General features: G+C 66.1%; 11 protein-coding genes. 10 read left to right on the forward strand and 1 reads right to left on the reverse strand.

Annotated elements, in window-relative coordinates:
• Window positions 1–12: 12 nt before the first annotated feature.
• Entirely contained in the window at window positions 13–2,802 is a 2,790-nt protein-coding gene (gene ppc, locus CCX87_RS13385) for a phosphoenolpyruvate carboxylase (RefSeq protein ID WP_087746998.1), read from the reverse strand.
• Between the two features lie 135 nt (window positions 2,803–2,937).
• On the opposite strand from ppc, the gene hemC reads away from it, so the two are divergent.
• The 10 genes from hemC to galU all read left to right on the forward strand — a co-directional run bounded on the left by hemC (window position 2,938) and on the right by galU (window position 14,389).
• Entirely contained in the window at window positions 2,938–3,876 is a 939-nt protein-coding gene (gene hemC, locus CCX87_RS13390; RefSeq protein WP_087748336.1) for a hydroxymethylbilane synthase, read from the forward strand.
• A 7-nt stretch (window positions 3,877–3,883) separates the two neighbouring features.
• Window positions 3,884–4,702: a uroporphyrinogen-III synthase gene (locus CCX87_RS13395; protein ID WP_088133054.1), complete on the forward strand. Its 819-nt coding sequence runs from the start codon at window positions 3,884–3,886 to the stop codon at window positions 4,700–4,702.
• Complete coding sequence (locus CCX87_RS13400) at window positions 4,699–5,823, forward strand: uroporphyrinogen-III C-methyltransferase (protein ID WP_232476401.1); 1,125 nt, start codon at window positions 4,699–4,701, stop codon at window positions 5,821–5,823. The genes CCX87_RS13395 and CCX87_RS13400 overlap by 4 nt, the downstream gene beginning before the upstream one ends.
• A gap of 162 nt (window positions 5,824–5,985) precedes the next feature.
• On the forward strand, window positions 5,986–7,263 hold the full coding sequence (locus CCX87_RS13405) for a heme biosynthesis HemY N-terminal domain-containing protein (protein ID WP_087747004.1): 1,278 nt from the start codon (window positions 5,986–5,988) through the stop codon (window positions 7,261–7,263).
• Between the two features lie 256 nt (window positions 7,264–7,519).
• Window positions 7,520–8,095: a cytochrome b gene (locus tag CCX87_RS13410; RefSeq protein WP_087748337.1), complete on the forward strand. Its 576-nt coding sequence runs from the start codon at window positions 7,520–7,522 to the stop codon at window positions 8,093–8,095.
• 33 nt (window positions 8,096–8,128) lie between these two features.
• The gene (locus CCX87_RS13415) at window positions 8,129–8,704 is read left to right on the forward strand and encodes a YceI family protein (protein ID WP_087747007.1); all 576 of its coding nucleotides are present in this window, start codon (window positions 8,129–8,131) and stop codon (window positions 8,702–8,704) included.
• Window positions 8,705–8,756: 52 nt separating this feature from the next.
• A complete protein-coding gene (locus tag CCX87_RS13420) occupies window positions 8,757–9,329 on the forward strand; it encodes a YceI family protein (RefSeq protein WP_087747009.1) in 573 nt (190 codons plus the stop codon).
• 82 nt (window positions 9,330–9,411) lie between these two features.
• Window positions 9,412–10,200: an SDR family NAD(P)-dependent oxidoreductase gene (locus tag CCX87_RS13425; RefSeq protein ID WP_087747011.1), complete on the forward strand. Its 789-nt coding sequence runs from the start codon at window positions 9,412–9,414 to the stop codon at window positions 10,198–10,200.
• A gap of 234 nt (window positions 10,201–10,434) precedes the next feature.
• Complete coding sequence (locus CCX87_RS13430) at window positions 10,435–13,404, forward strand: valine--tRNA ligase (RefSeq protein ID WP_087747013.1); 2,970 nt, start codon at window positions 10,435–10,437, stop codon at window positions 13,402–13,404.
• A gap of 97 nt (window positions 13,405–13,501) precedes the next feature.
• Window positions 13,502–14,389: a UTP--glucose-1-phosphate uridylyltransferase GalU gene (gene galU, locus CCX87_RS13435; protein WP_087747015.1), complete on the forward strand. Its 888-nt coding sequence runs from the start codon at window positions 13,502–13,504 to the stop codon at window positions 14,387–14,389.
• Window positions 14,390–14,475: the final 86 nt, after the last annotated feature.

Raw genomic sequence — 14,475 nt, forward strand, 5'->3', positions numbered from 1 at the left:
AACGGCAGGGCATCAGCCCGTGTTGCGCAGCCCTGCGGCAATCCCGTTGATGGAGATGTGGATGCCGGTCTGCACGCGCTCGTCGCCCTGCCCCGCGCGCCAGCGGCGCACCAGCTCCACCTGCAGGTGGTGCAGCGGGTCGATGTAGGGAAAGCGGTGCTTGATGGAGCGGGCCAGCGCCGTGTTGTGCGCCAGGCGCTGCTTGTCGCCGGTGATGCGGGCCAGCGCATCGGCCGTGCGCTGCCATTCGGCCTCGATGGTGCTGAACACCTTCTTGCGCAGGCGGGCGTCGGTGACCAGTTCGCTGTAGCGCGAGGCCAGGGCCAGGTCGCTCTTGGCCAGCACCATGTCCATGTTGGACAGCAGCGTGCGAAAAAACGGCCACTGACGGTACATCTTCTGCAGCAAGGCCGTCTGGGTTTTCGGGTCCTTGCCTTCTGTGTTGACGAACGCCTCCACGGCGGCGCCAAAGCCGTACCAGCCGGGCAGCGTGAGGCGGCACTGCCCCCAGCTGAAGCCCCAGGGAATGGCGCGCAAATCCTCGATCTTCTGGCTGGCCTTGCGCGATGCCGGGCGCGAGCCGATGTTGAGCTCGGCAATCTCGCGGATCGGCGTGGAGTTGAAGAAATAGTCGGTAAAGCCGGGGGTTTCGTACACCAGCGCGCGGTAGGCCAGCATGCTGTCCTGCGAGAGCTGCGCGGCCGCGTCCAAAAACGCCTTGGTGGCCGATTTGGTGGGCTGCAGCAGCGTGGCTTCGAGCGTGGCCGCCACCAGGGTTTCAAGGTTGCGCCGGCCGATCTCGGGGTTGGCGTATTTCGATGCAATCACCTCGCCCTGCTCCGTCAGGCGGATCTGGCCGCGCACGGTGCCGGGGGGCTGCGCCAGGATGGCCTGGTAGCTCGGGCCGCCGCCCCGGCCCACGGTGCCGCCACGGCCATGGAACATGCGCAGTTGAATGCCATGGCTGGTGGCCAGCTCGTCAAACAGCTCCACCAGTGCGATCTCGGCACGGTACAGCTCCCAGTTGCTGGTGAAGATGCCGCCGTCCTTGTTGCTGTCGGAGTAGCCCAGCATGATGTCCTGCTCGCCACCGCTGCGCTGCACGAGCGCGGCCACACCCGGCAGGGCATAGAACTCGCGCATGATGGGCGCGGCGTTGCGCAGGTCTTCAATGGTCTCGAACAATGGCACCACGATGAGGTGGTTTTTCGACTCTGCATCGAGCGTGCCGTTCATCAGGCCCACTTCTTTTTGCAGCAACAGCACTTCAAGCAAATCGCTCACCGTTTCAGTGTGGCTGATGATGTAGTGGCGAATCGCCTCGTGGCCAAAGCGCTCACGCAGCACGCGGGCGGTTTCAAAAATGGCCAGCTCGCCCTGGGTGTGGGCGGAATACTGGGCGCCCACCACGCGCAGCGGGCGCGCGTCGTTGAGCAGCTTGATCAGCAGCGCGCGCTTGGCGGCCTCCTGCAGGCTGCTGTAGTTCGGTTCGATGCGGGCCGTGGCCAGCAATTCGGCCACCACCTCTTCGTGCTTGTCGGAGCTTTGGCGCAGGTCCACCGTGGCCAGGTGAAAGCCAAACACCTCGACGGCGCGGATCAGCGGGTGCAGGCGCTCGGCGGCCAAGGCTACGCCGTGGTGCGATTGCAGCGATGCTTCGATGACGCGCAGGTCGGCCAGAAATTCACCAGCGCCGGCATAGGCGTTTTGCGGCGCCACGGCATGGCGGGCGGCGTCGCCTCCCGTCAGGTCCTTGAGCGTGGCCGCCAGGCGTGCGTAGATGCCGGTCAACGCGCGGCGATAGGGCTCGTCCTGCCGGTGCTCGCTGGTGTCGGGCGAGCGCTGGGCCAGCGCCTGCATCTCGGGTGACACGGCCACCAGGCGCGCCGACAGCGACAGTTCACCGCCCAGAAAATGCACCTCGGTCAGGTAGTGGCGCAGCGCCATGTCGGCCTGGCTGCGCAGGGCATATTGCAGGGTTTGCGCCGTCACGTTGGGATTGCCATCGCGGTCGCCGCCGATCCACTGGCCCATGCGCAGAAAACTGTGCACCGGGTACTGGCCCAGTTCGCGCTCCAGATCGGCATAGATCTTGGGAATCTCGCGCAAAAAAGTGGCTTCGTAATACGACAGCGCATTCTCGATCTCGTCGGCCACGGTGAGCTTGCTGTAGCGCAGCAGGCGCGTTTGCCACAGCTGGGCCACGCGGGCGCGCAGCAGTGCTTCGTTGGCGGCCAGCTCGCGCGGCGTGAGCGCGTCCTTGGCGCTGTTGTAAAGCTGGGCGCGCACCTGGATGTCGTCGCGCACCGCCAGCAGCTGGGCGATGTCGCGCTCGGCGTCCAGAATGCTTTTGCGCTGCACTTCGGTGGGGTGGGCGGTGAGCACCGGCGCCACATAGCTGCTGGCCAGTGTCTGCGCAATGGTCTTGGGCGCAATGCCGGCCCAGCGCAAGCGCGACAGGGCCACTTCGATGCTGCCCTCCTGCGTATCGCCCGCGCGCTCGTGCACGGCGCGGCGGCGGATGTGGTGGCGGTCTTCGGCCAGGTTGGCCAGATGGCTGAAATAGGTGAAGGCGCGGATCACGCTCACCGTCTGGTCGCCCGACAGCGACTTGAGCAGTTTCTTGAGCGCGCGGTCGGCCTCCTGGTCTGCATCGCGGCGGAAGGCCACCGAGAGCTTGCGCACCTGCTCGACCAGCTCGTACGCATCCACCCCTTCCTGCTCGCGGATCACGTCGCCCAGAATGCGCCCCAGCAGGCGGATGTCGTCTATCAGGGGTTGGTCCTTGTCGGCTCGCTTCATGGGTCTGTCTCCGGGTGGTGGGGTGGGCAGCCGGCCGCCGTCGGCCCACTGCGCAAGCCATTGCAGGCACCAGCCACCGGTGCGGGCGCGATGCTAGCATCGCCGCCTGCCCATGACTCCAAATAGGTGACGAACGTGAGCCCGACACAACAACTTCCCCTGGTGATCGCCACCCGCGAAAGCCGCCTGGCCCTGTGGCAAGCCGAGCATGTGCAGGCCCTGTTGCGCGCGCGCGGCCACAGCGTATCGCTGCTGGGCATGACCACCCAGGGCGACCAGATTCTCGACCGCAGCCTCTCCAAGGTGGGCGGCAAGGGCCTGTTCGTGAAAGAGCTGGAAGTGGCGCTTGAAGAGGGCCGCGCCCACATCGCCGTGCATTCGCTCAAAGACGTGCCCATGGAGCTGCCCAAAGGCTTTGCCCTGGCCTGCGTGATGGAGCGCGAAGACCCGCGCGACGCCTTTGTATCGCCCCGCCATGCGTCGCTCGACGCCCTGCCCCAGGGCGCGGTGGTGGGCACCTCGAGCCTGCGCCGCCAGGTGCTGCTGCAGGCGCTGCGGCCCGATCTGCGCATAGCGCCGCTGCGCGGCAATCTCGACACGCGCCTGCGCAAGCTCGACGAAGGCCAGTACGACGCCATCGTGCTGGCGGCGGCGGGCCTCAAGCGCCTGGGCCTGCAAGAACGCATCCGCACCGAATTTGCCACCACCGACATGCTGCCCGCCGCAGGCCAGGGTGCACTGGGCATCGAGATCCGCAGCGACCGGCAAGACCTGCTGGAGGCGCTGGCGCCGCTGGCCCACCAGGAAACCTGGCTCACCGTCACGGCCGAACGCGCCGTGAGCCGCGCCATGGGCGGCAGCTGCTCGATGCCGCTGGCGGCGCATGGCCGGCTGGTGCAAGGCACCCTGCATCTGGATGCCGCCTGGGGCGACCCCGACGGCAGTGCCCCACTGGTGCGCGCCAGCGCCAGCGCCCCGGTGGCCACGCTGGCGGACGCCGATGCCCTGGGCATCGCCATCGCCGCCCGCCTGCGGGCCGGTGGCGCCCGGGGCATGGACCCGGTGGCCGGCTGAGCCTGCGGTGGCCAGCGCCCGGATCATCGTCACACGACCAGCGCGCGAAGCCGCGCACTGGGTCGAACAACTGGGCGCGCGCGGCCATGCCGCCACGGCGCTGCCCCTGATCGCCATTGGCGCCTGCACCGACCCCGCTGCGCAGGCCGCGCTCGCCCAGGCCCGCGCACACCTCGACAGCTACCGTGCCGCCATGTTTGTCAGCGGCAACGCCGTGGAATGCTTTTTTACAAAAAATGAGTCAAAAGAGGCTCTAGCGATTACAGATAAAGCGCCAATAGCTATCGAAACAAGAGCATGGGCACCTGGCCCCGGAACCGTGCGGGCGCTGCTGCGCGCGGGGGTTTCCCGCGATTGCATCGACAGCCCGGCGCCCGACGCCATGCAGTTTGAATCGGAAACGCTGTGGCAGCAGGTAGCGCCACAGGTACGCGCGGGCGACCGCATTCTCATCGTGCGCGGCTGCGCCGCAGGGGCGGCGCCCGGCTCCGGCCAAGGCCGGGACTGGCTGGCGCGCCAGATCGAGCAGGCCGGCGCCACGGTGGATTTCGTGGTGGCCTACACCCGCGGCGCCCCGCAGCTCACGCCCGAACAGACCGCGCTGGCCCATGCGGCCGCAGGCGACGGATCGTGGTGGCTTTTGAGCAGCTCGGAGGCCCTCACGCACCTGGCCAGCGCCGCGCCGGGCCTTCCGCTGCAAGCAGCGCGCGCCCTGGCCACGCACCCGCGCATCGCGCAAGCCGCACGCGCCGCCGGATTTGGCCACGTACAGGAATGCCGACCTGCATTGGAGGACGTGGTGGCCTCGATAGAATCGGCGGCATGAGCCCCGAGCCCCATACCGACCCGTCCGTCACAGCCGCCCCAGGCACACCGGTGACCGCTGCCGTGCCCGGCGCTGGCTCGGCGACAGGCGTCGCACCCACCGCAACGCCGCGGCACACCGGCACTTACCTGCTGGGCGCGGTGGCCATGGCCGCGCTGGTCAGCAGCGGGCTGTTGTGGCAAAAGCTGAACACCATCCAGGAGCAGCTCGCGCGCCAGTCGGCCGACTCCGGGGCCCAGGCCATCGAGGCACGCACCATGGCACGCCAGGCCGAAGAGCTGGCGCGCGACACCGCTGCCCGCCTGTCCGTCACAGAAGCCCGTGTGGGCGAAGTGGCGCTGCAGCGCAGCCAGCTCGAAGAACTGATGCAAAGCCTGTCGCGCTCGCGCGACGAGAACCTGGTGGTCGATATCGAATCGGCCATTCGCCTGGCGCAGCAGCAGGCCCAGCTCACCGGCAGCCTCGAGCCCCTGGTGGCCGCCCTCAAAAGCGCCAACCAGCGCATCGAGCGCGCCGCCCAGCCCCGCCTGGCCCCCGTGCAGCGTGCCATCGGCCGCGACCTGGACCGTCTCACCCGTGCCACAGTGACCGACACCGCCGGCCTGCTGGCCCGCCTCGATGACCTGGTGCGCCAGGTCGACGAGCTGCCCGTGCAAAACGCCGTGGCGCTGGCTGCGGCCACACGCCGCCTGGCCGCCACCGCGCCCGCTGCGGCCACTCCGGATGCCGCGGCGCAGGGCGCACAGCCCTGGTGGCAAACCACGCTGCAACGCAGCTGGGAAGTGGTGCGCGACGAGGCCCGCAACCTGGTGCGCGTGAGCCGCATCGACCAGCCCGAGGCCATTTTGCTGGCGCCCGAGCAGACTTTCTTCCTGCGCGAGAACCTCAAGCTCAAGTTGCTCAATGCCCGACTGGGCGTTCTGGCGCGCCAGTTTGAATCGGCCCGCGCCGACCTCACCGCCGCCACGGCGGCGCTCAACAAATATTTCGACCCCGCCTCGCGCCGCACCCAGGCGGCAGCCGCCGTGCTGCAAACCGCCCAGGCCAGCATGAAGGCCGCCGAGCTGCCGCGCCTGGACGAAACCCTTTCCGCACTGGCCACGGCCGCTGCGGGTAGATGATGAAGCTCCCCCTGAGTCGCTTCGCGCCTTCCCCCTCTCTCGCTTCGCTGCGCGAGGCGGGAGGGGGACGCCCCCAGCGCGGCGGGGCGGCCCTTGCGCGGGGGCACTGGCCTGCGCTGCGCCCGTTTCACCGGCCGGCGCGCAGCGCTTTGGACTACTGATATGCGTGCTGCACTTTGGCTTTTGGCGTTGTTTGGCGTGGCCGTGGCTGCGGCCCTGTTTGCGGGCAACAACCAGGGCACCGTCACGCTGTACTGGCCCCCCTATCGCATCGACCTGTCCCTGAACATGGTCGTTTTGCTGCTGGTGGGCGGCTTTATTACGGTGTACACGGCGCTGCGTGCGCTGGCCGCCATGCTCGAATTGCCCCACCAGGCCCGCCGGTGGCGCGTTCAGCAAAAAGAGCGCGCCATGCACGGCGCCATGCTCGATGCCTTGACGCACCTGCTTGCCGGTCGCTTCATCCGCTCGCGCAAGGCGGCCCTGGCCGCACTGACCCAGGAAGAAGCGCTCACCGCCGCCAGCGAAAAGGTGCCTCACGGCCACCACCTGAGGGCGCTGGCGCACATGGTGGCCGCCGAGAGCTCTCATGCGCTGCAGGACCGCCCCACGCGCGACCGCCATTTGCAACAGGCCCTGGACCAGGCCCCGGCAGGCGGCACTGCCCAGGAGCAAGAGCTGCGCGACGGCGTGCAGATGCGTGCTGCGCGCTGGCACCTCGACGACCGCGATGCCGGCACAGCCCTTGAGCGGCTTGCCGCCCTGCCGCAGGGCGCCGCCCGGCGCACGCTGGCGCTGCGCATCAGGCTCAAGGCCAGCCGCCTGGCACGGCAGACCGAGGACGCGCTGGACACCGCGCGCCTGCTGGGCAAGCACCATGCCTTCTCGGCGGACGCAGCCCAGAGCATCGTGCGCGGCCTGGCCACCGAGCTCGTCAGCAACGCGCATGACACGGCCCAGCTGCAACAGATCTGGCTGCAACTGGAGCCATCCGAGCGCACCATGCCGGAGCTGGCCATCCACGCTGCCCAGCGGCTGGCAGCCCTCGGCGGCGAATCGGCGCAGGTGAGGGCCTGGCTTCTGCCGGCGTGGGAACGCATGGTGACGCTGCCCGACGCACTGCCCGACCACCATGCGCTCAAGCTGGTCCGCACCCTCGAATCAGGCATGGACACCCTGGACGCCACCTGGCTGGCCCGCCTCGAATCCGCGCAACTGGCCAATCCGCGCGACGCCCGCCTGCAATACCTGGCGGGCGTGGCCTGCCTGAAACGCGAACTGTGGGGCAAATCGCAGCAATTGCTGACCCAGGCCACCACGCGTTTGCCCGATGCCAGCCTGCGCGCCAGTGCCTGGCGCCATCTTGCCGAACTGGCAGAACAGCGCAATGACGGTGAGGCCGCCGCCGCAGCCTGGAAAAAGGCCGCGCTCGCGCATTGAAGCAGCACTGACGCAAGGGGCCGACACCGTCGTTGTCGGCCTTTTCCCTGGTGGCTCGCGGGTGCAGAGCATTGGGGAACTTTGAGCGTAGACACTCACTCAGTTCAGTAATTTTGAACTAAGCCGTCAATTCCCCTGAAGCCCGCGAGCGCCGTGGCTTCATAAACTTGAACCTTCGATCCACCACGCCTGAAGGCCCCGCTTGCGCACCACCCGCAACTTGGGGTTCCAGGCCTCTTTCACTGCCTTCACCGAAATGCACCGTTCCCATCAAGGCCAGGCCCAGACCGCCCCGCGCTACACCCGCACCGCCATGCTGCTGCACTGGCTGCTGGGCATGGCGCTGATCGCCCTGTTTGGTGTCGGCCTGTACATGGCCGATTTGCCGTTTTCGCCCCAGCGCCTGAAGCTCTACAACTGGCACAAGTGGGCGGGTGTCAGCATCCTGGCGCTGTCGTTGCTGCGCCTGGCATGGCGGCTTGTGCATCGGCCACCGCAGTTGCCGGTACAGGTGGAAAAAGCCATGCCCCGATGGCAACAACTGGCGCACCACGGCGCGCACCACCTGCTGTACCTGCTGTTTTTCGCCGTGCCCTTGCTGGGCTGGGCCTACAGCTCGGCGGCGGGCTTTCCCCTCGTGCTTTTCGGGCTTTGGCAATTGCCCGACTTCGTTGCTGCCAGCCCAGAACTGGCCGATGCCCTGAAACCGCTGCACAAGCTCAGCGCATTGGCCATGGCCGCTCTTGTGCTGGTGCATGTGGCGGCTGCGCTCAAGCACCATTTCATTGACCGCGACGGGCTGCTGCTGCGCATGCTGCCGGGCCGCCGCTGATCACCGTTGCCCAACCCATCAGGAGTTTCCCCCATGCAGATTGCTTCCTTCTTCTCCGCCCTGGCCCTGGGCAGCACCGCCTTGCTGGCCGCCACCCCTGCGCTGGCGCAGCAAAAACTGGTGCCCGCCCAGAGCGAAGTGCAATTCACCGCGCGCCAGATGGGCGTGCCGCTGCAAGGCCACTTCAAGAAGTTTGATGCACAAGTCAACTTTGACCCCGCCAAACTGGCCACCAGCAAGATCGCCTTCACGGTGGACACCGGCAGCGCCACCCTGGGCTCGCGCGAAACCGATGCCGAGCTGCCCAAGCCCGCATGGTTCAACGTGGCCAAGTTCCCTCAGGCCCAGTTCGCGTCTTCCGCCATCAAGGCGCTGGGCGCGGGCAAATATGAAGTGGCCGGCACGCTCACCATCAAAGGCAACGCACAGAACGTGGTGGTGCCGGTGACGCTGGCACAAAGCGGCGCCACCACCACAGCCACCGGCACGCTGCCGCTCAAGCGCCTGGCGTTCAAGATCGGCGAGAACGAATGGGCCGACACCTCGATGGTGGCCGACGATGTGCAGGTGAAATTCAAGCTCGCGCTGACTGGCGTGGGCAAGCTTTGATCGATTTTTTCTATTCCCCCCGTTTCCCCAACCTTTTTTTCAGGAGTTTTCGATGCGTAAATCCCTCTTCGCCCTTGCTGCCACCGCCGTGCTGGCCACTACCGCCCACGCAGCCCCCGCCACCTACGCCATTGACCCCACGCACACCTTTGCCACCTTCGAGATCGGCCACTTTGGCGCCTCGGTGAACCGCGGCCGCTTTGACAAGAAAGAAGGCACCGTGCAGTTCGACAAGGCCGGCAAGAGCGGCAAGGTCGAGATCACGTTCGACGTTGCCTCGATCAACACCGGCACCGCTGCTTTTGACAAGCACCTGCAAAGCAACGAACTGCTGGACGCAGCAAAGCACCCCACGGCCAAGTTTGTCTCGGACAAGTTCCACTTCAACGGCGACAAGCTCACGGCTGTGGACGGCCAGCTGACGCTGCTGGGCAAGACCCAGCCCGTCACGCTCAAGGCCAACCAGTTTGCCTGCTACGAGAACCCCATGCTCAAGCGCGAAGTGTGCGGTGGCGACTTTGAAACCACCATCGACCGCACGGCCTTTGGCGTGAACTACGGCATCGACTGGGGCTTCCCCAAGAACGTGCGCCTGGTGCTGCAGATCGAAGCCGTCAAGCAATAAACTCCGGGCCCCTGCGGGGCTGATGCAGGCGCCCTACCCCACCGGGGCGGGCGCCTTTTTTCTTCACTTTCGAGGCACTCTCATGCACATTGATCTCTCCGGAAAAACCGCCGTCGTCACCGGTGCCAGTTCGGGCATTGGCCTGGCCATTGCGCGTGGGCTGGCCCAGGCCGGCGCCCGCGTGACCCTGAGCGCCCGCGATGCCGGACGCCTGAACGCCGCCGTGGCCGCCTTGCAGGCCGAAGGGCTGCAAGCCCAGGGCATTGCCGCCGACCTGGCCACGGCAGCGGGCTGCCAGGCCCTGATCGCGGCGCTGCCCGACACCGACATCCTGGTCAACAACCTGGGCATCTACGGCACGCAGGATTTTTTTGCCATCAGCGATGCCGACTGGGAAAACTTCTTCCAGACCAATGTGATGAGCGGCCTGCGCCTGTCGCGCCACTACGCGCAGGGCATGAAGGCACGCGGCTGGGGCCGCATCCAGTTTATCTCCAGCGAATCGGCCGTCAACATCCCGGCCGACATGGTGCACTACGGCGTCAGCAAGTCGGCCGTGCAGGGCCTGTCGCGCGGGCTGGCCAAGGTGCTGGCGGGCAGCGGCGTCACGGTCAACACCATCCTCCCCGGCCCTACGCGCACCGAAGGCGTGGTGGACTTCATGGACAACCTGGCGCGCGAACAAGGCATTACGGTGGCCGAGATGGAAGTGCGCTTCTTCCGCGAAAACCGCCCCTCCAGCCTGATTGGCCGCTTTGCCACCCCCGAAGAAGTGGCCAACCTGTGCGTCTATACCGCCTCGCCCCAGGCCAGCGCCACCACCGGCGCGGCCCTGCGCGTGGAAGGCGGGATTGTCGAGAGCATTCTTTGATCAGGCACCTGCGGCGCACCAGGCACCGTGGTGCGATGGGCGCGCCGCAGACGACTTAGACACTCCGTATTTGATAGCTGCTGGCGCTTGCTTATCAAGCGCCAGAGACCAAAAACACCCAAAATGGCGCGGCGCTGCCGGTCTGTGCGGGCAGGCCGGTAAAATCAACGCATCCCGCCCCCAGTCAACCTGACAGCATCCTTTGGGGATGCCGTTTTCATTTGCGATCCCGCCATGAGCGACACCACTGCACAACCCGGCCTCGACAGCCTCTCCAAGTCCTTCGAACCCGCCGCCCTGGAAGCCCACTGGGGCCCCGAGTGGGAGCGCCGCGGCTACGGCGCGGCGGGCTTTCGCGGCACGGGTGCTCCCCAGGCGGGCGAGCCGGCCTTCTCCATCCAGCTGCCGCCACCCAACGTGACGGGCACGCTGCACATGGGCCATGCGTTCAACCAGACCATCATGGACAGCCTCACGCGCTACCACCGCATGCGGGGTTTCAACACGGCCTGGGTGCCAGGCACCGACCACGCCGGCATTGCCACGCAGATCGTGGTGGAGCGCCAGCTGCAGGAGCAAGGCATCAGCCGCCACGACATGGGCCCCACGCCCCCCGAGGCGCGCAAGAACTTTGTGAGCAAAGTGTGGGAGTGGAAAGAAAAGTCGGGCAACACCATCACCACGCAAATGCGCCGCATGGGCGACAGCGTGGACTGGAGCCGCGAATACTTCACCATGGACGACAAGCTCAGCAAGGTCGTCACCGAAACCTTCGTGCGCCTGTACGAACAGGGCCTGATCTACCGCGGCAAGCGCCTCGTGAACTGGGACCCCAAGCTCCAGTCCGCCGTATCCGACCTGGAAGTCGAAAACGAAGAAAAAGACGGCTCGCTGTGGCACATCGCCTACCCGCTAGTAGACCCTGATGGAAGCCTTGCGGCTTCGGGCTCGGGCCAGCTCGTGGTGGCCACCACGCGCCCTGAAACCATGCTGGGCGACGTGGCCGTGATGGTGCATCCCGAGGATGAGCGCTACAAGCACCTGATCGGCCAGATGGTCAACCTGCCGCTGTGCGACCGCCAGATCCCCGTGATTGCCGATGACTACGTGGACAAGGAATTCGGCACCGGCGTAGTCAAGGTCACGCCCGCGCACGACCAGAACGACTATGCCGTGGGCCAGCGCCACAAGCTGCCCATGATCGTGGTGCTGACCCTGCAAGCCACCATCAACGAGAACGCCCCCGCCAAGTACCAGGGCATGGACCGCTTCGTGGCCCGCAAGGCCGTGGTGGCCGACCTGGAAGCCATCGGCGCGCTGGTCGAGGTGAAGAAGCACAAGCTCATGGTGCCGATTTGCACCCGCACCGGCCAAGTGGTCGAGCCCATGCTGACCGACCAGTGGTTCGTAGCCATGAGCAAGGTGTCAGACCAGGACCCCACCGGCAAGAGCATCGCGCAAAAGGCCATCGACGCGGTAGCCACCGGCCAGGTGAGCTTCGTGCCCGAGAACTGGGTCAACACCTACAACCAGTGGATGAACAACATCCAGGACTGGTGCATCAGCCGCCAGCTGTGGTGGGGCCACCAGATTCCAGCCTGGTACGACGAAGACGGCAACGTGATCGTGGCCCGCAACGAAGCCGAGGCCCAGGCCAAGGCGCCGGGCAAGCAGCTGCGCCGCGACGAGGACGTGCTCGACACCTGGTATTCGTCCGCGCTGGTGCCCTTCAGCACCATGGGCTGGCCTGAAGCCGTTCGGGCTGAGCCTGTCGAAGCCGGAGCCCACGCTTCGACAAGCTCAGCGCGAACGGGTGTTTCGGATTTCGACCTGTACCTGCCCAGCACCGTGCTGGTCACGGGCTACGACATCATCTTCTTCTGGGTCGCCCGGATGATCATGATGACCACGCACTTCACCGGCCGCGTGCCGTTCAGGCATGTCTACATCCACGGCCTGGTGCGCGACGCGCAGGGTAAAAAGATGAGCAAGAGTGAGGGCAACGTGCTCGACCCCGTGGACCTGATCGACGGCATTGCGCTGGAGCCCCTGCTCGACAAGCGCACCACCGGCCTGCGCAAGCCCGAGACCGCGCCCACCGTGCGCAAGAACACGCAAAAGGAGTTCCCCGAGGGCATTCCAGCCTATGGCGCCGATGCGCTGCGTTTCACCTTCGCAGCCTTGGCCAGCCTGGGCAGGTCTATCAATTTTGATAGCAAGCGCTGCGAAGGCTACCGCAACTTCTGTAACAAGCTCTGGAACGCCAGCCGATTCGTGCTGATGAACTGCGAGGGTCAGGACTGCGGCCTGCAAGAGCACACCAAGGAGCAATGCCAGAGCGGCGGCGCGTTCGAGGGCTACCTGGACTTCAGCCAGTGCGACCGCTGGATCAGCTCGCAACTGCAAAAGGTCGAGGCCGAAGTGGCCAAGGGCTTTGCCGAGTACCGCCTCGACAATGTGGCCAACACGGTCTATGACTTCGTCTGGAACGAGTTCTGCGACTGGTACCTGGAAATCGCCAAGGTGCAGATCCAGACTGGAAACGCCGCCCAGCAACGCGCCACGCGCCGCACGCTGATCCGCACCCTCGAAGCCATCCTGCGCCTGGCCCACCCCATCATTCCGTTCATCACAGAAGAACTGTGGCAAAAGGTGGCGCCTGTGGCAGGTTTGAAAGGCGAGTCGGTCAGCATTGCCCGCTACCCCCAGGCCCAGCCCGAAAAAATCGACGAGGAATCCATCGCCCACATGGGCCGCGTCAAAGCTCTGGTGGACGCCTGCCGCGCCCTGCGTGGCGAGATGAACGTGTCGCCCTCCACCCGCCTGCCGCTGTATGTGGTGGGCGACACCGACTTCATGCGCGGCGTGGCCCCGGTGCTGCAGGCCCTGGCCAAACTGAGTGAAGTGAAAGTGTTTGACGACGAAGCCGCCTGGGCCGCCGCCGCACAGGCCGCCCCCGTGGCCGTGGTGGGCGAAGCTCGGCTGGCGCTGTACATGGAGATTGACGTGGCCGCCGAGAAGGCCCGCTTGTCCAAGGAAATCGCCCGCATCGAAGGCGAAGTCGCCAAGGCCAACAACAAGCTCTCGAACGAAGCCTTTGTGGCCAAGGCCCCACCGGCCGTGATCGACCAGGAAAAGAAGCGCATCGCTGACTTCGGCGCCACGCTGACCCGCCTGCGCGACCAGCTGGGCCGCCTGGGCTGACAGAACAAAAGTGAAGGGCCGGGCAGCTCTGGCCTGACACTTGCATATCCACGACGACCACAACACCCCGAATCCCTGTCTTCACTCAAGGAGTCTCATGACTGTTGCCACCACCGTTCGCAAAGCCGTATTTCCCGTCGCTGGCCTGGGCACCCGTTTTCTGCCCGCCACCAAGGCGTCTCCGAAGGAAATGCTGCCCGTGGTTGACAAGCCGCTGATTCAGTACGCTGTGGAAGAGGCTTATGCCGCTGGCATCCGCCACATGATCTTCGTGACCGGCCGCAGCAAGCGCGCCATCGAAGACCATTTCGACACGGCGTATGAGCTGGAGGCCGAACTCGAAGCCGCCGGCAAGAAGGAACTGCTGGCGCTGGTGCGCTCCATCCAGCCCGACGACATGGACTGCGCCTTTGTGCGCCAGCCCCGCTCGCTGGGGCTGGGCCACGCCGTGTTGTGCGCCGAGCCGCTGGTGGGCAAGGAGCCCTTTGCCGTGCTGCTGGCCGACGACCTGATGGTGGGCCCCCCAGGCGGCCAGCCCGTGCTGGCCCAGATGGCCACCGCCTTCCGCCAGCAAGGCCGCTCGGTCATCGCGGTGCAGGAAGTGCCGGAAGACCAGGTCCACAAATACGGCATCGTGGCCGGTGAATCCGCTGGCGGCCCGCTGATCCGCATTGAACGCATCGTGGAAAAGCCCAAGGCCGATGTCGCCCCCTCGCGCATGGGCGTGGCCGGCCGCTACATCCTCACGCCCGGCGTTTTCGACGAGATCCGCAACCAGCCACGCGGCGTGGGCGGCGAGATCCAGCTCACCGACGGTATCGCCCGCCTGATGCAGCACGAAGCCGTGTACGCCTTCCAGTACGAAGGCAAGCGCTACGACTGCGGCAGCAAGGAAGGTTTTTTGGAAGCGACGGTGGAACTGGCTTTGCAGCACCCTCAGGTGGGCAAACACTTCCGTGAATATCTGAAAAAGCTGGCGCTGTAGTTCGCCCCGGGCCAGGGCACTGCGTACGACACCTGTTGACGCAGCCCTGTGGATACTGATTCTTCTTTATAGCCAAATTGGCCTCT

Source organism: Acidovorax sp. T1 (assembly GCF_002176815.1).
Lineage (GTDB): Bacteria > Pseudomonadota > Gammaproteobacteria > Burkholderiales > Burkholderiaceae_C > Acidovorax.